Here is an 18,382-nt window from a genome sequence, read left to right on the forward strand (position 1 = left end):
CGCGACAATGCCACTGAATGGCTTTGTCGTCTTTTTCGGGCGGGTCGTTCGTGCCGCTGGGCGTGGACGCTCGTTCTTCACTGCGGGGCGGTCGGTGCGCCGTTCCGGGTGAGCTGGTCGTAGGAGCACTAACCGATGGGCGAGGGGTACGCATGACCGACACCGGCCAGGTCCCGGGCGAGGGACTGCCGGAGAGCGCAGACACGGCAGAGCAGCCGGGCGTCTCCACGTCCGGCGCGTACGCCTACCTCTCCGAGACCACCGCCGAGGACGAAGACCTGTTGCTGCTGCCGGGCGCCCAGAGCGCATGGGGCAACGAGGTGGCGCCGCCCGCGCCCGAGCCGGTGGTCGAGACCGTGCACGAGCCCGGCCCGCACGAGATGTCCGGCCGTGACAGCGGCTCGGTCGACCTCAGCGCGGTCCGCCTCCCGGGCCCGACGCCGGCCCCGGCCGCGCCGCGCCGCCCTCTGCACCTCGGCCCGCCCATCCCCGACGCCTTCGCGGGCCCGGTCCGCTCCCTGGCCGACCGCGGCCCCGCGGGCGCGCCCGCCCGCCACCCGGCCGCGCCCGCGCCCGGCCCCGAGTACCTCGACGCCGCCCCCCAGCACGCGACGCCCCCGCAGGGCGCGGCGCCGTGGGGCGCGCAGGTCGCGGCGCAGGCCGTCGCCCAGGCGCCGGTCGCTTCCGTGCCGGCCCCCGCCGAGGCGGCCCCGTCTCCCGCGCAGCCCGGACCGGGGGGTGTGGCCCAGGCGGTCGTGGCCCGGATCGCCACGGAGGCGGTCGCGGCGTCCGGTGCTCCGCAGGAGGCTGGGCAGACCGCTGCGCAGACCGTGCACGCCGGTGCTCCGCAGGAGGCGGAGCCGGTGCACGCCGGTGTCACCGCGACCGGTGTGACCGAGGCCGCTCAGGTCCCGGCCGAGGCGGAGCAGTTCGAGGACGCCGGGGTCACCTCGGCCGTCTCGGTTCCGGCTCCCGCGTCGCCCCCCGTCGAGATGCCGGCGTCCGAGGCTGCTCCGGAGGCGGCGTCCGAACCCGTGCCCGTGGCCGAGCCGGAGTCCGTGTCCGCTGCCCAGCCCGCGCCGGAGACCGAGGTCGCGGCGGCGCCGGCGGTGGACGTGGTCGACAGGGCGGCCGCGGAGGCCGTCGAGGCCCCCGGGAGCGCGCCCGCCGAGGAGCCCGTCCCCGACGCGCAGGTCGCGCAGCAGGCCGAGCCGGTCCCGGCCGCACCCGTGGAGGCCGCTGAGGTTCCCGAGGCGGAGCCTGCGGTCGCTCCGGAGGCTCCGGAAGGCGTCGAAGTTCCGGCGGCCCCCGCCGTCCCGGTCGCCGAAGAGCCCGAGGCGGTCGTCGACCCGCCCGCGGCGGAGGCCGCCGAAGAGGCCCCGGCTCCCGCCCCCGAAAGCGCCCCCGAACCCGTCGTCGCCGCACCGGAGGCGGCACAGACGCCCGACCTGCAAGCGCCTGACGTGCCGGCAACCGATGTGCCCCAGGCGTCCGATGTGCCCCAGGCGTCCGACGTGCCCCAGGCATCCGACGTGCCCCAGGCATCCGACGTGCCCCAGGCGTCCGACGTCTCGGCGGCTCCCGTCGAGCCCGCGCCGCAGACCGACGAGGCCGCCCCCGAACCGGACCAGGCTCCCGAGGCTGCCGCCCGGGAAGCCGAGCCGGCCGTCGTTTCCGAGCAGCCCGAGGCGGTCGAGCCCGCTCCTGAACCGGTCGAGCCTGAGCAGGAAGCGGTCGCCCCCGTCCCGGAAGCGGTCCCTCCCGCATCCGAAGCGGTCGTCGACGCGCAGCCCGAGGCCCCCGTCGCAGCGCCCTCGGCGCTCGACACGCTCTACCCGAAGCCCGCCGCGGCAGCGGAGCAGACGCACCCCCAGGGCCCGGACGGCGTGGAGCACCCGGAGTCGGCGCCTGCCCCCGCCGACCAGATCGCGGACCAGGTGTCTCACGCCGTGGACGCTGTGGAGCCCCGATCGTCCCAGCCTCAGGGCGACTTCCCGTCCGCCGAGGCGGATGCGGAGACCGAGACCCCCCACGTACCGGAGCCGGTGGCGGAGCAGATGCCCCACCCCGTGGCCGAGCCCCCCGCAGTGGTGGTCCCCGCACCCCGCGCGGCCGAGGCCGACCCCGCCCCGGCCACTCCGGAAGCGGAGCCGCAGATGGACCAAGAGCCCGACCCGAACGTCGCACAGAACCCGGACGACCTGGACACCATGGCCGCCGACCAGGACGAGCTGACCGAGCCGCACGAGCTGACCGAGCCGCACGAGCTGACCGAGCCGCACGAGCTGACCGAGCCGCACGCGCAGGTCGCACCGAACGAGCAGGTCGCACCCAACGAGCCGGCCGAGCCGAACGATCAGGAGCACGCGGGCGCTCAGACCGTCGAAGAGCTCCGTCGCCCCGCCGGCCCCCCCGCGCCCGCGTACGGGGACGCCGAGCGCGAGGCCGTGCTGAAGGTCATCCGCGAACGCCGTGACATCCGCAACGGCTTCCGCAGCGACCCCATCCCGCACGAGGTGCTGCTGCGCGTCCTGGAGGCCGCGCACACGGCGCCGTCCGTCGGCCACTCGCAGCCCTGGGACTTCGTCGTCATCCGCTCCGCCGACACCCGCCGGGCCATGCACGAACTGGCCCAGCGTCAGCGCGAGGCGTACGCGAAGTCGCTGCCCAAGGGCCGGGCGAAGCAGTTCAAGGAACTGAAGATCGAGGCCATCCTCGACACCCCGGTGAACATCGTCGTCACCGCCGACCCGACCCGCGGCGGCCGGCACACCCTGGGCCGCCACACCCAGCCGCAGATGGCCCCGTACTCCTCCGCGCTCGCGGTGGAGAACCTCTGGCTCGCCGCCCGCGCCGAAGGCCTCGGCGTCGGCTGGGTCAGCTTCTTCGACGAGCGCGAGATGGTCCGCGCGCTGGACCTGCCCGAACACCTGGAAGTCGTCGCGTACCTGTGCGTGGGATACGTCGACGAGTTCCCGGAGGAGCCCGAGCTGATGCAGGCCGGCTGGGCCAAGCGCCGCCCGCTGTCGTGGGTCGTCCACGAGGAGACGTACGGCCGTCGCGCGCTGCCCGGCGCGGACCCGCACGACCTGCTCGCGGAGACCGTCGCCAGCGTCCGCCCGCTGGACGCCAAGGCGCTCGGCGAGGCGTGGGAGCGGCAGAAGAGGATGACCAAGCCGGCCGGCGCGCTCGGCATGCTGGAGATCATCTCCGCCCAGCTGTCCGGTCTGTCACGCCAGTGCCCGCCGCCCATCCCCGAGCCCGCGGCCGTCGCGATCTTCGCCGGCGACCACGGCGTGCACGCGCAGGGCGTCACCCCCTGGCCGCAGGAGGTGACGGCCCAGATGGTCGCCAACTTCCTCGGCGGCGGCGCGGTCTGCAACGCCTTCGCGACCCAGGTGGGCGCCGAGGTGTGCGTCGTGGACGTCGGCGTGGCGACCGACCTGCCCGCCACTCCCGGTCTGCTGCCCCGCAAGATCCGCGCGGGCACCTCCGACATGACCACCGGCCCCGCGATGACCCGCGAGGAGGCCAAGCAGGCCATCGAGGTGGGCATCGAGACGGCCCGCGACCTGGTCGCGGCCGGCAACAAGGCGCTGCTCACCGGTGAGATGGGCATCGCCAACACCACCGCGTCCGCCGCGCTCATCTCGGTCTTCACCGGCGCCGACCCGGCCGAGGTCACCGGTCGCGGCACCGGCATCAACGACGAGACCCTCGCCCGCAAGACCGAGGTCGTCCGCCGCGCCCTGGAACTCCACCAGCCGGACCCCGCCGACCCCGTCGGCGTCCTCGCGGCGATCGGCGGCTTCGAGCACGCGGCGATGGTCGGCCTCCTGCTGGGCGGCGCCTCCCTGCGCACGCCGGTGATCCTGGACGGCGTCAGCGCCGGCGCCGCCGCCCTGGTCGCCCGGGCCATCGCCCCCGAGGTCCTCGCGGCCTGCATCGCCGGCCACCGCAGCGCCGAACCGGGGCATGTCGCCGCCCTCAACAAGCTCGGCCTGCGCCCCCTGGTCGACCTCGACCTCCGCCTCGGCGAGGGCACCGGCGCCCTCCTCGCACTCCCGCTGGTCCAGAGCACGGCCAGAGCGATGCACGAGGTGGCGACGTTCGATTCGGCAGGGGTGACCGAGAAGTAGTCCACTCGCCGGGGGCCCGAGGGCAGAGCCCCGGCCTCGGAAAGGGGCGGGACGGGGGAGGAAACACCCCACCCGCCCCGCCCACCCTCCGGACGTGCGCTTAAAATCCGCACGTCAGGGCCGCTCCGAAGCCGCAGTGCGCCCACTGAACAACCGCCTGTTCGAGGAGCCGCACCTCATGGCCCAAAACCCCGCCTACCCCGTAGGCCTCCGCCTCGCCGGCCGCAGGGTCGTCGTCCTCGGCGGCGGCCAGGTGGCCCAGCGCCGCCTCCCCGCCCTCATCGCGGCCGGCGCGGACATCCACCTCGTCTCGCCGTCCGCCACCCCCTCCGTGGAAGCCATGGCGGACGCGGGCGAGCTCACCTGGCACCGCCGCCGCTACGCCGAGGGCGACCTCACCGACGCCTGGTACGCCCTGATCGCCACCAGCGACCCGCAGGCCAACGCCCAGGCCTCCGCCGAAGGGGAGGCGCACCGCGTGTGGTGCGTGCGCTCCGACGACGCCGACGCGGCGACCGCCTGGACCCCGGCCACCGGCCACAGCGCTGGCGTCACCGTCGCCGTCCTCACCACGGACGCGCGCGACCGCGACCCGCGCCGCACCGCGGCCATCCGCGACGCGGTCGTCGAGGGCCTGCACGACGGCACCCTGGTCGCCCCCCACCACCGCACCCGCACCGCCGGCGTCTGGCTCGTCGGCGGCGGCCCCGGAGACCCGGACCTGATCACCGTCCGCGGCCGTCGCCTCCTCGCCGAGGCGGACGTCGTCATCGCCGACCGTCTGGGCCCGCGCGACCTCCTCGCCGAGCTCCCCTCCCACGTCGAGGTGATCGACGCGGCGAAGATCCCCTACGGCCGCTTCATGGCCCAGGAGGCGATCAACAACGCGCTGATCGAGCACGCCAAGCAGGGCAAGGCGGTCGTGCGCCTCAAGGGCGGCGACCCCTACGTCTTCGGCCGGGGCATGGAGGAGCTCCAGGCGCTCGCCGAGGCGGGCATCCCCTGCACGGTCGTCCCCGGCATCTCCAGCTCCATCTCGGTGCCGGGCGCGGCCGGCATCCCGGTCACCCACCGCGGTGTCGCCCACGAGTTCACCGTCGTCAGCGGCCATGTCGCCCCCGACGACGAGCGCTCCCTCGTCGACTGGGCCTCCCTCGCCAAGCTGACCGGCACGCTCGTGATCCTCATGGGCGTCGACAAGATCGGGAAGATCGCCGAGGCGCTCGTCGCCCACGGCAAGTCGGCCGACACCCCGGTCGCCCTGGTCCAGGAGGGCACCACGGCGGCCCAGCGCCGCGTCGACGCGACCCTCGCGACGGTCGCCGAGCGGGTCCGCGCAGAGGACGTGAAGCCGCCGGCGGTCATCGTGATCGGCCCGGTCGTCGCCGTCGGCCCGCAGCCGGACCCCACCCGGGCGTAACCCCGGGTAACAGAACCTGTACCGAGCCGTTGGCACCACACCCAGGACAAGGCAGTATCACCCCTGTGGCCGATCTCATCACCGTCGAGGACCCCGCCGACCCGCGCCTGCGCGACTACACCGGCCTGACCGACGTCGAACTGCGCCGCAGGCGTGAGCCGGCCGAGGGCCTGTTCATCGCCGAGGGCGAGAAGGTCATCAGACGGGCCAAGGAAGCCGGCTACGAGATGCGCTCGATGCTGCTCTCCGCCAAGTGGGTCGACGTCATGCGCGACGTCATCGACGAACTCCCCGCCCCCGTCTACGCCGTCAGCCCCGAACTCGCCGAGCGCGTCACCGGCTACCACGTCCACCGCGGCGCGCTCGCCTCCATGCAGCGCAAGCCGCTGCCCACGGCGGCCGAACTGCTGCGGACCGCCCGCCGGGTCGTGATCATGGAATCGGTGAACGACCACACCAACATCGGCGCCATCTTCCGCTCGGCGGCGGCCCTCGGCATGGACGCGGTGCTGCTCTCCCCGGACTGCGCCGACCCGCTCTACCGCCGCAGCGTGAAGGTGTCCATGGGCGCGGTGTTCTCCGTGCCGTACGCCCGTCTCGACACCTGGCCCAAGGGCCTGGACTCGGTCCGCGAGGCGGGCTTCACCCTGCTCGCCCTCACCCCGGACGAGAAGGCCCGCAGCCTCGACGAGGCGGCGCCGCACACCATGGACCGCGTCGCCCTCATGCTCGGCGCGGAGGGCGACGGCCTGTCCACCCAGGCCCTGGTAGCCGCCGACGAATGGGTCCGCATCCCCATGTCCCACGGAGTCGACTCCCTCAACGTGGGCGCGGCGGCAGCGGTGGCCTTCTACGCGGTGGCCACGGGCCGCCCGCTCGTGTAGAACTCCGGTCTCGCCCGCTCCCGCGAGCCAGACGGGACTTTCGAAACACGCCCTAGTAGGAGCCGTCCTCGACGCGCCCGCCGACCTCGGGGCCCTCGGCCCACGTCGGCGGCCGCTGCGTCTGCGACTGATGCCGTACGACGCCGTCGCCGCCGAGTCCCCGGGCCGGTCCCTGGCAGCCCTGTACGAGGGCGATGCCGAGGGCCACGAGCAGGGTCACGACGACGAACACGAACAACCGCTGTCGCAGCAACCGGGGGTTGGCCGGTCGCCGCCCGGTCCCCGTGGGTCTCGCCCCGGGCCGGCCGTTGCGCGGCGCGGGCCGACTGCCGCTGCCGGGCCTGCTGTTGCGCTTCGCCGGGGTGTTCCGGGGAGCGGGGGTGGGCCGGGCGCCCGGCCGCGAGTGCGAGACGCCGCCGCGCGGGGCGCTTCCGCCGCGCGAGGACGCCCCCCCGCGCGACGGCGTCCCTCCGCGGGAGGGCGCCGGGCCGCGCGAGGCCGGGGCCCCGCCCCGGGGCGCGGGGGTGCCCGGCTGCCGCCCCGCACGGTCCGGATAGCTGCTGTCCGTCAGCCGTCCCGTCGGCCGGTCGGCCTCGGCGGCCCGGGGCGCCGGGGGCCGCGCGTCGGCCATGCCCTGCGCCTCCCGCGCCGCGATCTCCTTCAGCCGCAGGGAGAGGTCCAGCGTGCTCGGCCGCTCCTCGGGGTCCTTGGCGAGGCAGGCGCGGATCAGCGGCGCCAGTGCGTCGGGAACGCCGTGCAGATGGGGCTCCTCGTGCACCACCCGGTACAGCATCACCTCGGAACTGCCGTGCCCGAAAGGGGAGTCGGCGGTCGAGGCGTACGCGAGCGTGGCCCCGAGCGAGAACACGTCGGTGGCCGGGGTGACCATCGCGCCCCGCACCTGCTCGGGCGCGAGGAAGCCGGGGGAGCCGACTGCGGTGCCGACGTGCGTCAGCGTCGAGGCGCCCGTCGCCCAGGCGATGCCGAAGTCGATGATCCGCGGACCCTTGGGGGAGAGCAGGATGTTCGAGGGCTTCAGGTCCCGGTGCACGACCCCGGCCTCGTGGACCGCGACGAGCCCCTCCGACAGCGAGGCCCCGATCGCCGCGAGTTCGGCGGCCCCGAGCGGCCCCTCGTCGTTGACCTTGTCATGGAGGGAGGGGCCGGGCACGTACTGCGTGGCGAACCACGGCCGGTCGGCGTCCAGATCCGCCGCGACCAGCCGGGCCGTGCACCCGCCCCGGATCCGCCGCGCCGCCGACACCTCCCGCGCGAACCGCGACCGGAACTCCTGGTCCTCCGCGAGGTCGGGCCGGATGACCTTCAACGCGACCCGCTGCCCCTTCTTGTCGGAGCCCAGGTAGACGACGCCCATCCCGCCCGCGCCGAGTCGTCGGTGAAGCTTGAACGAGCCGACGACGCGCGGGTCCTCGCGCCTCAGGCGCATCATCGCCATGTTCATCCCCGCTGCCCGGTCCGTGTGACGTGGCACAGCTTACGTTTCCACAGCCGTCCGCGCGCAGAGGCCGCGCCCTCTCGCTCCGATCGATTGTCAGTGCCGGATGGGACACTTGAGAGGTGCTCAGGGGGCCTGCGAACAGGGGCGCGTTGTCGCCCCTGTGGCCTCAACCACCTGTCACAGAAGGGGGATTGAACCCGTGAAGGGTGATCGAGTGGAGATAGTCGTCGACGCCGGCGACACGACGCGGACGTACGAGGTGGTGGCGAGCAGAGCGGGCCGCCGGGTGGAGACGGCGGTGCGCCGAGGGGTGGTGGAAGTGAGCGAAGTCACCCGAAACGGCGCCGTCGTCCGTACCGCCCGCTTCATGGCGAACCGGGTCCTCGCGCTGGTCGAGCAGCCCGTCCCGCGCGAGGACAGCTCGGAAATACCGGCGCGTAGTGGGCAGCCCCTCCGGGAAGACCCCGAGTCGTAGGCCCGCGTCTCCACCCAGGGGAGTACGCCGCAGGTCATGGCTCATCCTCCGGGAGGCCCGTCAATCGGTACGAGGGCATGACGTGCGGCGGTCGCCGCACGCCTAGATTTGAGGTCAAGCGGCGGGTGCAGCACTCGTCCCCCGAGGTCAGACGCCCGCCGCTGCCAACCACAACGGAGAACGGTTCAGGAGAGGGACCATGGCCCACACGGCACCGCGGACGCACCTGCGCACCCGACCCCGCCGCACGGGCCGCCGCCACCCCCTGGTGGCGACGCTCATGGCCCTCCCCCTGGCCGCACTGCTCCTGGTCGTCTTCGACGGCTGGGAGACGGTGGCCACACAAGCGTCGTCCGTGGGCGTGATGCTGGGGCGCTGAGCGGCGACCCCAGGCCCGGAAGAGCGGTCCGGGCGGGGACATCCACCCATGAAACCCCGTGGGGACGGGGGTACGGCGGACGGCAATAATGCCGGCGCAGCTGGGGAGCTGCGCCGGCATTGCTTTTGCCTCCGGCGGTTGTGCGGTTGTGCGGTTGTGCGGTTGTTGGGTGCGGCTTCGGTGGGGGCTGGGGTTTTGCGCAGTTCCCCGCGCCCCTGAGTGCCTGCGGCGGCCCGTTTCGGCGGTGGGGGCGGGTCTAGCGCGTTCGGTTCGGTAGGTGAGTCGGGGGCGGGGTGGGGGTGTCCGTCCTCGGTCCGGCGGTGGCTTCTGCTTCATCGGCGCCCGGTGACTGACGCCGGCCGCTGCGGGCGGACACCCCCACCCCGCCCCCTCCCCGCCGCGCGCGTCAGCACGAGCGTCCATCCGGCCGGCCCAGGGGCGTCTCTCGCGGGTCGTGCCCGGCTGCGCGAGCGTTCGTCCGGCCTGCCTGGGGGCGCGGGGAACTGCGCGATCAGCCGAGACGGACCCGCGGTCGACCACGACGGGACCCGGCAGATACTTGGGTGGCAGACGTCCGTCGTTCAGGGAGCCCCGTGGCCGTCACCCCGCTGCTCAGTGCGCTCACTCGACTCGCCGCAGTCGAAGCTCACTCCCGCACCTCGAGTCGCTGCCCCTGCGGCGCAGCCACCCTCGCGGACCGAACCGACGCCACCGTGGTGCGCCACGCCGGCACCGTCGCCAAGGCCCACGCTCCCGGCGTCACCGCCGCCGACCTCACCCCCCGCCTGGCCGCCGCCTCCCGCCTCCCGCACCTCCTCCTCCCACCACTCACCCCCGCCCCCGCGCCCCTGCACGACCGCCTCGTCACGTTCTGGCCCTACGGCGCCCCCGTGGACCCGGACACACCGGACGCCGCCCCCTGGGAGGAGGCCGCCACCCTCCTCGCCCACCTGCACCGCACCCCCGCCCCCCACGCCCTCCCGCCGATGCGCGGCCCGGCCAAGGCCGCCCGGGCCGTCATCCGCCTCCGCGACGCGACCGCCACCGCCCCGCACCCCGCCGCCGCCCCCGTCCTCCGCGCCTGGACCGCCCTGCCCGCCTGGGCCCGCGCGACGACCCCCATGCCCGACACCACCACCCTCTGCCACGGCGACCTCCACCTGGGCCAGCTCGTCCGCCACCCCGCCCCCGACGGCCCCTGGCATCTCATCGACGTCGACGACCTGGGCACCGGCGTCCCCGCCTGGGACCTCGCCCGCCCCGCCGCCTGGTACGCCTGCGGCCTGCTCCCCCCGGAGGAATGGACCCGCTTCCTCACGGCCTACCGCACGGCGCGCGGTCCCGCGGTCCCCGCCGACGGCGACCCCTGGCCCGCGCTCGACGTCCCGGCCCGCGCCCTCACCGTCCAGACCGCCGCCCGAGCACTGACCAAGGCGATCGCACACGACCGCCCCCTCGACGAGGTCGAGGAGTCCCTCGTCGACGCCTGTGCCCGCATGGCCTCGGTACCGGCCCAGCCGGCCGACGCGCCCGCCGGATCCGGTTCCGTACCTGACCAGTTGCCGTCAAGCTCGGCGAAGTAGGGTGCAACCGACCGCAGCCGGACAGAGTCTGTCCTGGCGATAGGCGAAGCAGGACCGACCGGCGAGGAGTTGAGCCGACATGCAGTGTCCGAAGTGTCACGCCCCGATGCACACGTACAACCGCAACGGCGTCCAGATCGAGCAGTGCGCGAACTGCCGCGGGATCTTCCTGGACTACGGCGAGCTGGAGGCGCTCACCCGGCTGGAGTCCCAGTGGTCCCAGCCGGCGCCGCCGCCCCCGGCCGCCCCCCAGGCCTACCCGGCGCAGGCCCCGCACGCCCCCGCCTGGGGCGCCCCGCACGGTGGCCATGGGGGTCACGGCGGTCACTACGGCCACCAGCGCCACAAGAGCTTCGGTCACATGCTCTTCTCCAGCTGACCGGCCCGCACACGGGGAAACCCCCGGCCGTGGAGACGGCCGGGGGTTTCCGGGGTGTGGACGATACTGGGATTGAACCAGTGACCTCTTCCGTGTCAGGGAAGCGCTCTCCCGCTGAGCTAATCGTCCTCGGGAACACGACCCACGGGCCGTGGCACTGCGTGCGCGATACTGGGATTGAACCAGTGACCTCTTCCGTGTCAGGGAAGCGCTCTCCCGCTGAGCTAATCGCGCGGGGATCCGAAGATCCAGTGGACGATACTGGGATTGAACCAGTGACCTCTTCCGTGTCAGGGAAGCGCTCTCCCGCTGAGCTAATCGTCCTTGGAGGTGGAGACGGGATTTGAACCCGTGTAGACGGCTTTGCAGGCCGTTGCCTCGCCTCTCGGCCACTCCACCAGGAGTGTAGGGGACCGGGAAGATCCCTACTGTCCTTCGAGCGGACGACGAGGTTCGAACTCGCGACCTCAACCTTGGCAAGGTTGCGCTCTACCAACTGAGCTACGTCCGCCTGTCGTTTCGGTGCGCTCTCGCGTCCCGGCGACGTGTTGAACTCTAGCGGATTCCTGGGCCAGCACAAAAACGCGTTTGTGCAGCGTGCTGCGCTGAGTCCGACCGAACACCTGCTCAGGCCCCAACGGCGCGTCCCGCAACGACGACCGGAGTGCGCGCCCCCGCTGCCGCCGACCGTCCCCCGGATGCCCGCCCTAAACTCGACACCGTGCCCGAACTGCCACCCCTCGCCCGATTCGGCGACCGCGTCGCCACCGGCCTCCTCGACGTCACCGACGACCCGGCGGCCCTGGACTCCACCGGTTTCTGGGCCGTCTGCGCCGACTTCGAAGGCCGTCTGACCTGCGCCCGCTTCGCGGACGTGCGGGTGGCGCCGGTGCCCACGCCGACAGCGGGGCAGTGGCGCGGCCCCGCCGCCGGTGACTGGACGTCGTCCCTCGACCGCGCCGCGTACACCGCCGGAGTGCGCCGGATCCGCGAGCACATCGCGGCCGGCGACGTATACCAGGCGAACCTCTGCCGCGTCCTGTCCGCCCCCGTCCCGCCCGGCGCCGACGTGGACGCGCTGACCGCGCTGCTCGCCCGCGGCAACCCCGCGCCGTACGCCGGGACCGTCCGCCTCCCCGGGCACGGCGTGGAGATCGCCACCGCCTCACCCGAACTCTTCCTGCGCCGCCAGGGGCGGACCGTGGAGTCCGGGCCCATCAAGGGCACCGGACGCACCGAGGCCGACCTCCTCGAGAAGGACCACGCCGAGAACGTGATGATCGTGGACCTCGTCCGCAACGACATCGGCCGCGTCTGCGCCACCGGCAGCGTCACCGTCCCCGACCTGTGCGCCGTGGAGAAGCACCCCGGCCTCGTCCACCTCGTCTCGACGGTCCGCGGCGAGCTGTGCGAAGGGGCCGGCTGGACCGAACTGCTCGACGCGGCCTTCCCGCCCGGCTCGGTGACCGGCGCCCCCAAGTCCAGCGCCCTGCGCATCATCGAGGCGCTGGAGACCGCGCCCCGCGGCCCCTACTGCGGCGGCATCGGGTGGGTCGACGCCGACCGGGGCACGGGCGAACTGGCCGTCGGCATCCGCACCTTCTGGATCGACCGCGCCGAGGGAGCGCTCCGCTTCGGCACCGGCGCCGGCATCACCTGGGGCTCCGACCCCGAGGCGGAGTGGGCGGAGACCGAACTGAAGGCGTCCCGGCTGCTCGCGATAGCGTCGGGGACGTACACGACGGACGCAGGCGTTCCGTCGTGCGACGCCCCCGGGACGAACATGGTGAGGTAGAGCAGTGAAGCTTTGGCTGGACGGCGGTCTGCAGGAGTTCGAGTCCGCCCGCGTCTCCGTCCTCGACCACGGACTGACCGTGGGCGACGGCGTCTTCGAGACGGTGAAGGCGAGCAACGGCGCCACGTTCGCGCTGACCAGGCACCTCGACCGGCTGACCCGCTCCGCGCGCGGCCTCGGCCTGCCCGACCCCGACCTCGACGAGGTCCGCCGCGCCTGCGCCGCCGTCCTCGAAGCCAACCCGATGCCGCTCGGCCGCCTGCGCATCACCTACACCGGCGGCCAGGGGCCCCTCGGCTCCGACCGCGGCGATCACGGCCCGACCCTCGTCGTCGCCCTCGGCGAGACCACCCGCCGCCCCGACTCCACGGCCGTGATCACCGTCCCGTGGACCCGCAACGAGCGCGGGGCCCTCACCGGCCTGAAGACCACCTCGTACGCCGAGAACGTCGTCGCCCTGGCCCACGCGCACCGCGACGGCGCGTCCGAGGCGCTGTTCGGCAACACCGTCGGCCGGCTCTGCGAGGGCACCGGGTCGAACGTGTTCGTCGTCCTGGACGGAGAGATCCACACCCCGCCGCTCGCCTCGGGCTGCCTCGCGGGCATCACCCGCGCGCTGGCCGTCGAGTGGACCGGAGCGCGGGAGAGCGACCTGCCGCTGGACGTCCTGGAGCGCGCCGACGAGGTCTTCCTGACCTCCACTCTGCGTGACGTCCAGGCCGTGCACCGCGTCGACGACCGTGAACTGCCGGGCGCGCCAGGGCCGGTGACCGCCAAGGCCATGCGTGTCTTCGACGAGCGGGCGGCCGACGACCTCGACCCGTGAGCCCCGCCCCTTCAGGGCTCCCCTTGAGGGCCGGAAAGCCGTAAGAGCCGGGGAAAACAGGCTGACTTCGGCCCGTGAGGCGGGTAGAAACCCCCTGATGACCACGACTCTGCGGCCGACCGAGCCGCTCCAGCGCGCCGCCGACGGGGCGTTGTCCCGCCGCTACCAGGTGTGCGTGAACGGCCGCCCGGTCGGCGCGGTCCACCTGTCCACCCACCCCGACTTCGGGCCGGCCGTCGCCCGTGTGGACGACCTGCGCGTCGACGAGCCCGATCGCGGGCGCGGCCGGGGCACGGTCGCCGCGCTCGCCGCCGAGGAGGTCGCGCGCGGCTGGGGCTGCCGGGGGATCGAGATCCGGGTGCCGGCCGGGGCCGACGCCGCCCTGCGCCTGGCCACCGCCCTCGGATACGTCCACCGCAACCGCGGCCTGGCGAAACCACTCGACGCCGTGGCCCCCCGACTGCCCCCGGGCAGCGAGGCCAGGCCCCTGACCGAGGCCGAGTTCGGGCCGTGGCGGGCGCGCGGCGTCACCGAGTACGCCTCGGACTGGATCAGCCGCGGCGTCCCGCCGGACGAGGCCCGGGCCAGGTCGGAGCGCGACACCGAGCGTCTCCTGCCGGACGGCCGGGACACCGAGGACATGCGGATCAGCGTCCTGGAACACGACGGCGTCCGCGTCGGCTTCCTGTGGCTCGGCATCCACGAGGACCGGGCCTACGTGTACGACGTCGAGACCGACGAGGCCTTCCGCGGCCGGGGCCACGGCCGCTCGCTGATGCTGCTGGCCGAGGCGCAGGCGATCACCGCCGGCAAGCGGGTCATCGGCCTCAACGTCTTCGCGGACAACACTCCCGCCGAACGGCTCTACGAGTCGCTGGGATACCTCCCGGTCGGCTACTCGATGTACAAGAGCCTGCTCTGAGAAGCCCTGGGACGCCGCGCCCCAGGGAGCTCCGCGCCCCAGGGAGCTCCGGCAGCCTCACTCCCGCTCGGCCAGCAGCCGGTCCGCGATCTCCTCGACGCGCTCGCGCAGCCCCTCCTGGCTCTTGCCGCCGTCGAGGCGCTCCCCGCCGATGACGTACGTCGGGGTGCCCGTGACGCCGATCGCCTTGCCCTCGGCCTGGTCGGCGTCGACGATCAGGATGTGCCGGCCGTCGATGAGCGCGGTGTCGAACTCCTCGGCGTCCAGGCCCAGTTCCCGGGCGGTGTCGACCAGGAAGGGCTCACCCTCACGGTCCAGTTCCTCGACCCGGCCGAGGACCGCCTCGACGTACTCCCACGCCTTGCCCTGCTCCACGGCCTCCTCGGCGGCCTGCGCGGCGGCGAAGGAGTGCTTGTGCTTCTCCAGCGGGAAGTGCCGCAGCCGCAGTTCCAGCCGGTCGCCGTAGCGCTCTCGCAGGAGGCGGAGGTCGCCGAGGGCGCTGCGGCAGTCCGGGCACTGCAACTCGCACCACACGTCTAGGACGACGGCGGGACGGGCGGAGGGGGACGTCGACGCGTCGGCGGACACCGACGCGGCGGGGGAGGAGTCGCTCATGGCTCCAGTCTCCCAGCCCGCCCCGCACCACCCCAATCCGGACCACCCCGTACCTGCCCCCGTCCCCGGGCCGGAGACACCCCGTAGTACCCGGGAGCCACCCGCCCCGGACCGGCACCTGTGGAGGAGGGGACCCGGAGATGTCCCTGATGTCCGGCCGAGACATGGCCCGGCGACCTCGCGCAGGTGCAGGATGGAAGGACGAAGCGCCGCGCTGCCCGCGACGCCAGCCGATTCGACCCTGCCCTGTTGTGCCGCGTCTGGAGGACCGGATGATCGCCGAAACCGTCTGTTCCGCCGTCGCCGCGGCCGGCCTGGGCATCGCCGCGGTCACGGCCTACCGCAGGCGATACCTGACGGCCGCCCGTATGGCGGCCTACGCCCTCGTTCCGCTCGGCCTGGTGCTGACCGGAGTCGTCGAATGGGTCGCCGGCACCGCCTTCAGCCCGACCGCCTGGCTGGGCTTCGGTCTGCTCGGCGTGGCCTGGGCCCTGTTCATGACGACGCGCGCCGTGGAGCGCCGCCGCGGAGGCACCCGCAAGGAGCGCAAGGCGGCGGCGCGTGCCGCGCGGGGCGAGGCCGTGGCCCCGGCCGTCTCGGCGCCCTCCCTTGGGCAGGCCCGCCCGGCCGCCCGGCCCGCCGCCGCACCCCGCGCGACCGCCACGGACGACTTCAGCGACATCGAGGCCATCCTCAAGAAGCACGGCATATGAAGCGGTCGCCGGCGCACGGGTCGCCGAAGCGGCGGACCGACGCGCCGGCGACCGAAACGACACAGTCGGACCGCACCCGCGCGTAAGTGATCACGCCCGGAAACAGAGATCGCGGAATTGGCGAACACCCGCTCACTTCGAGCGTGTTGATCGCATCCACGGCGCGGCCTGCGTCATCATCGCCCGCGAGATGCTGGACACGACACAGAGCGACGCCGCGCCGCCGCAGGACGAGCCGCGCGGATGCCTCTTCGCCCTTTCCCAGCCACCGCTGATGATCTTCCTTGCGGTGATCGGGTGTCTGCTGCTCATGGCTTCGCTGCACGACCTGCTGCTGCTGTGAGCCGTACCCGCGGTCCCCGGCGTCACCCGCCGGGGCCGCGTCGGCATCGACGGCCCGCAAGCTTCCCCCCGAGGGTCAGCCGGCCGCTTCTTTGCGGCGCGCACGGTAGGCGGCGACGTGGAGGCGGTTGCCGCAGGTGCGGCTGTCGCAGTACCGCCGGGAGCGGTTGCGGGAGAGGTCCACGAAGGCACGCCGGCAGTCGGGGGCCTCGCAGCGGCGCAGGCGTTCCCGCTCGCCGGCCACCACGAAGAACGCGAGCGCCATTCCGCAGTCGGCGGCCAGGTGGTCCGCGATCGAGGCGCCCGGCGCGAAGTAGTGCACATGCCAGTCGTAGCCGTCGTGGTCGGTGAGGTGCGGGGTGGTGCCCGCGGCGGCGACGAGCTCGTTGATGAGTCCTGCGGCGGCGCGGGCGTCCGGCGCCGCGAACACCTTCGCCAACCGCCCCCGGACCTTGCGCACCGCTGAGAGGTCGAACTCGGACAGCACGCCCACATCGCTGATCTCGTGCTTGTCCACGAAATCCGTGAGGGCGGCCAGGTCCGGCAGCCCGTCCGGGACGACGTCGTCCTCCGGCGCGGTGTTCACCAGATCCACCACGGCGTCGAGGGCGCACCGGGTGTCGTGGGTGATCAGCACGTTTCGCTCCCTGGCCTGGGGGACGGGCGGGCGCCCGCCGATGCTGGCCGATGGTAGCCGCTCGGCCCGGCGGGGTGGCCCTGCCGCGCACGCCGGCGCCGCACCACGGGATACCCGAGGCGCGGCGTCGGCGCTTGCCCTATGCGGTTGTCCTGGCCCGAGCCGTCTCCCCGAGTGGACGGCGTCGGGCAGCTCTGCGGGAGCCCCGTCCTAGCTTTCCGCCAGGATGTGCGAGAGCTCCTGGTCGAGGTCGAAGTGACGGTGCTCCGTGCCGGGAGGCACGGCCGCGTCGGTTCGCTTCAGGAAGGATTCCAGGGCCCGCGCCGGGGCCTCGAGCAGGGCCTCCCCCTCGGGGGAGCTCAGGGCGATGCAGACGACGCCCTGACCGTGACTGCGCGACGGCCAGACGCGGACGTCGCCGGTGCCCGTGGGCCGGTGCAGGCCCTCCGCGAGGAGGTCGCGGGCGAACACCCACTCGACGGTCTCCTCGGCTCCGGTGTGGAAGGTGGCGTGCACGGCGTAGGGGTCGGCCGTGTCGTACCGCAGGCCTGCGGGGACAGGCAGGGAGGACTCGCTCGACACAACGAGGCGCAGGTGCAGCTCGCAGCTGACCGTGGTGTTCATAAGCGCCAGGGCCTTTCGCTCAGTGTGCGCTCGGGGATTCGCACGTCGGCGAAATCGACATGCCACCTACGGTGCCGTTGTAAACCCCTCTGAGTGTTTTGCGTGCGTTTACGTAACTCTTCCGGCCGAGGGAACGTTCGCGAAGTACCACCATTACGGTGACCGGAATCTCTCGGGTAGGGTTTGGTCGTATGAATACGGGGAGTGGCGGGCCGGGTGAGGTCGCCATGACGGCGGACGACGCCAGGTCGGGCGAGGCGCGGACCGAGGCCGAGCAGGGCCTCGGCTCACGGGCGCCCGAGTTCGTCAAGGCCCGCCGTGTGCTGCACCTGAGCTGGCAGGTCGGGATCTTCATCGTCGGCCTGGCGGTCGTGATCGCCGGCATCATCATGCTCCCGCTGCCCGGACCGGGCTGGGTCGTGATCTTCGGCGGCATGGCGATCTGGGCGACCGAGTTCGTCTGGGCCCAGTTGGTCCTGCGCTGGACCAAGCGCAAGGTCACCGAGGCGGCCCAGCGTGCCCTGGACCCCAAGGTCCGCAAGCGCAACATCATCCTGACCTCGATCGGCCTCGCGGTCATCGGCGCCATCCTGGGCTTCTACGTGTGGAAGTTCGGTTTCGAGATGCCGTGGAAGATCAAGGACCAGTGACCGGCCGACCGCTCCGCCCGCGCGGCGGACGGTCACGGCCACCCTTTGACATGGGGTAATGTTCTCCATGCGCCCGGGCGATTAGCTCAGTGGGAGAGCGCTTCGTTCACACCGAAGAGGTCACTGGTTCGAACCCAGTATCGCCCACCCGGCACGACGGCCCGTCTGCGACGACACATCGCGGACGGGCCGTCGTCGTGTCCGTGAGCGGCGTGACGGGGCCGCTGCCGCGCGACGAGGGTTCCGGACCCGTCGGGGCGGCGATGTCGGAGGCGACGCGGTCTCCGGCCCGGCAGGACCGCACCGCCGGGCCCGATCGCCAGGCGTGTCCCGCCCGCGCCGGGCGGCCCCGGGCAGGGCGAAGCAGCTGGCCCCGGCCCGTCGGACGGACCCCGCCTCGACTGCCGGGAGCCCAAGACCTCGACGCCTCGGGCGCCGCGACCGCCGTAGCCCTGCACGGAGCCCCGAGCGGCCGTCCACCCGCGATCACTCGGACGCTGGCCCGCCGGAGTCGGCGTGACCACGAGTCGCCGTCGCGCG

At 73.5% G+C, this 18,382-nt stretch carries 17 protein-coding genes and 6 tRNA genes; 14 read left to right on the forward strand and 9 right to left on the reverse strand.

The annotated features are described in order from the left end of the window. The first annotated feature begins 152 nt into the window (after positions 1-152). From cobT to ACIRS4_RS12095, 3 genes are all read left to right on the forward strand, one after another. A complete protein-coding gene (gene cobT / locus ACIRS4_RS12085; RefSeq protein WP_404193672.1) occupies positions 153-4,139 on the forward strand; it encodes a nicotinate-nucleotide--dimethylbenzimidazole phosphoribosyltransferase in 3,987 nt (1,328 codons plus the stop codon). 178 nt (positions 4,140-4,317) lie between these two features. Further along, a complete protein-coding gene (cobA, locus tag ACIRS4_RS12090) occupies positions 4,318-5,559 on the forward strand; it encodes a uroporphyrinogen-III C-methyltransferase (RefSeq protein ID WP_404193675.1) in 1,242 nt (413 codons plus the stop codon). Positions 5,560-5,624: 65 nt separating this feature from the next. After that, positions 5,625-6,443, forward strand: coding sequence for a TrmH family RNA methyltransferase (locus ACIRS4_RS12095; RefSeq protein WP_404193678.1), 819 nt, complete (start codon positions 5,625-5,627; stop codon positions 6,441-6,443). A 52-nt stretch (positions 6,444-6,495) separates the two neighbouring features. Here the strand turns inward: ACIRS4_RS12095 and ACIRS4_RS12100 are convergent, their stop codons facing one another. Further along, positions 6,496-7,905 carry a protein kinase gene (locus ACIRS4_RS12100; RefSeq protein ID WP_404194034.1) on the reverse strand — a complete coding sequence of 470 codons (1,410 nt, stop codon included), beginning with the start codon at positions 7,903-7,905 and terminating at the stop codon, positions 6,496-6,498. Positions 7,906-8,101: 196 nt separating this feature from the next. On the opposite strand from ACIRS4_RS12100, the gene ACIRS4_RS12105 reads away from it, so the two are divergent. The 4 genes from ACIRS4_RS12105 (at position 8,102) to ACIRS4_RS12120 (ending at position 10,718) form a co-directional block, all read left to right on the forward strand. Next, positions 8,102-8,377, forward strand: coding sequence for a hypothetical protein (locus ACIRS4_RS12105; RefSeq protein ID WP_404193681.1), 276 nt, complete (start codon positions 8,102-8,104; stop codon positions 8,375-8,377). Positions 8,378-8,576: 199 nt separating this feature from the next. Continuing rightward, the gene (locus ACIRS4_RS12110; protein ID WP_358796835.1) at positions 8,577-8,756 is read left to right on the forward strand and encodes a hypothetical protein; all 180 of its coding nucleotides are present in this window, start codon (positions 8,577-8,579) and stop codon (positions 8,754-8,756) included. Positions 8,757-9,349: 593 nt separating this feature from the next. Next, positions 9,350-10,339, forward strand: a complete 990-nt coding sequence (locus ACIRS4_RS12115) for a phosphotransferase family protein (protein ID WP_404193684.1) — start codon at positions 9,350-9,352, stop codon at positions 10,337-10,339. Positions 10,340-10,418: 79 nt separating this feature from the next. Beyond that, positions 10,419-10,718 (forward strand): zf-TFIIB domain-containing protein, encoded by a 300-nt coding sequence (locus ACIRS4_RS12120; RefSeq protein WP_404193687.1) that lies wholly within the window; start codon positions 10,419-10,421, stop codon positions 10,716-10,718. 57 nt (positions 10,719-10,775) lie between these two features. Here the strand turns inward: ACIRS4_RS12120 and ACIRS4_RS12125 are convergent. From ACIRS4_RS12125 to ACIRS4_RS12145, 5 genes are all read right to left on the reverse strand, one after another. Beyond that, positions 10,776-10,847: transfer RNA gene (locus ACIRS4_RS12125), tRNA-Val, on the reverse strand. 33 nt (positions 10,848-10,880) lie between these two features. After that, positions 10,881-10,952, reverse strand: a tRNA-Val gene (locus ACIRS4_RS12130). Between the two features lie 18 nt (positions 10,953-10,970). Further along, positions 10,971-11,042, reverse strand: a tRNA-Val gene (locus ACIRS4_RS12135). Between the two features lies 1 nt (position 11,043). Further along, positions 11,044-11,117: transfer RNA gene (locus ACIRS4_RS12140), tRNA-Cys, on the reverse strand. Positions 11,118-11,156: 39 nt separating this feature from the next. Further along, positions 11,157-11,229 (reverse strand) — tRNA-Gly (locus ACIRS4_RS12145). Between the two features lie 210 nt (positions 11,230-11,439). On the opposite strand from ACIRS4_RS12145, the gene ACIRS4_RS12150 reads away from it, so the two are divergent. From ACIRS4_RS12150 to ACIRS4_RS12160, 3 genes are all read left to right on the forward strand, one after another. Continuing rightward, on the forward strand, positions 11,440-12,513 hold the full coding sequence (locus tag ACIRS4_RS12150; protein ID WP_404193690.1) for a chorismate-binding protein: 1,074 nt from the start codon (positions 11,440-11,442) through the stop codon (positions 12,511-12,513). A 4-nt stretch (positions 12,514-12,517) separates the two neighbouring features. After that, positions 12,518-13,339 (forward strand): aminotransferase class IV, encoded by an 822-nt coding sequence (locus ACIRS4_RS12155; protein WP_404193693.1) that lies wholly within the window; start codon positions 12,518-12,520, stop codon positions 13,337-13,339. Between the two features lie 97 nt (positions 13,340-13,436). Then, positions 13,437-14,261, forward strand: coding sequence for a GNAT family N-acetyltransferase (locus ACIRS4_RS12160; RefSeq protein ID WP_404193696.1), 825 nt, complete (start codon positions 13,437-13,439; stop codon positions 14,259-14,261). Positions 14,262-14,318: 57 nt separating this feature from the next. Here the strand turns inward: ACIRS4_RS12160 and ACIRS4_RS12165 are convergent, their stop codons facing one another. After that, positions 14,319-14,876 (reverse strand): DsbA family protein, encoded by a 558-nt coding sequence (locus tag ACIRS4_RS12165; protein WP_404193699.1) that lies wholly within the window; start codon positions 14,874-14,876, stop codon positions 14,319-14,321. A 272-nt stretch (positions 14,877-15,148) separates the two neighbouring features. Here ACIRS4_RS12165 and ACIRS4_RS12170 point away from each other — a divergent pair, with 272 nt between their 5' ends. Together ACIRS4_RS12170 and ACIRS4_RS12175 are read left to right on the forward strand one after the other, a co-directional pair. After that, the gene (locus ACIRS4_RS12170; RefSeq protein WP_404193702.1) at positions 15,149-15,589 is read left to right on the forward strand and encodes a hypothetical protein; all 441 of its coding nucleotides are present in this window, start codon (positions 15,149-15,151) and stop codon (positions 15,587-15,589) included. 190 nt (positions 15,590-15,779) lie between these two features. Then, entirely contained in the window at positions 15,780-15,932 is a 153-nt protein-coding gene (locus tag ACIRS4_RS12175) for a hypothetical protein (protein WP_020128804.1), read from the forward strand. Between the two features lie 75 nt (positions 15,933-16,007). Here the strand turns inward: ACIRS4_RS12175 and ACIRS4_RS12180 are convergent, their stop codons facing one another. Beyond that, positions 16,008-16,568, reverse strand: coding sequence for a CGNR zinc finger domain-containing protein (locus tag ACIRS4_RS12180; RefSeq protein ID WP_404193705.1), 561 nt, complete (start codon positions 16,566-16,568; stop codon positions 16,008-16,010). 210 nt (positions 16,569-16,778) lie between these two features. Further along, positions 16,779-17,192 carry an SsgA family sporulation/cell division regulator gene (locus ACIRS4_RS12185; protein ID WP_004002642.1) on the reverse strand — a complete coding sequence of 138 codons (414 nt, stop codon included), beginning with the start codon at positions 17,190-17,192 and terminating at the stop codon, positions 16,779-16,781. A 191-nt stretch (positions 17,193-17,383) separates the two neighbouring features. Here ACIRS4_RS12185 and ACIRS4_RS12190 point away from each other — a divergent pair, with 191 nt between their 5' ends. Together ACIRS4_RS12190 and ACIRS4_RS12195 are read left to right on the forward strand one after the other, a co-directional pair. Continuing rightward, positions 17,384-17,842, forward strand: a complete 459-nt coding sequence (locus ACIRS4_RS12190) for a TIGR02611 family protein (RefSeq protein ID WP_404193708.1) — start codon at positions 17,384-17,386, stop codon at positions 17,840-17,842. A gap of 75 nt (positions 17,843-17,917) precedes the next feature. Beyond that, positions 17,918-17,989 (forward strand) — tRNA-Val (locus tag ACIRS4_RS12195). Positions 17,990-18,382: the final 393 nt, after the last annotated feature.

The organism is Streptomyces sp. NPDC101166, assembly GCF_044768125.1.
Lineage (GTDB): Bacteria > Actinomycetota > Actinomycetes > Streptomycetales > Streptomycetaceae > Streptomyces.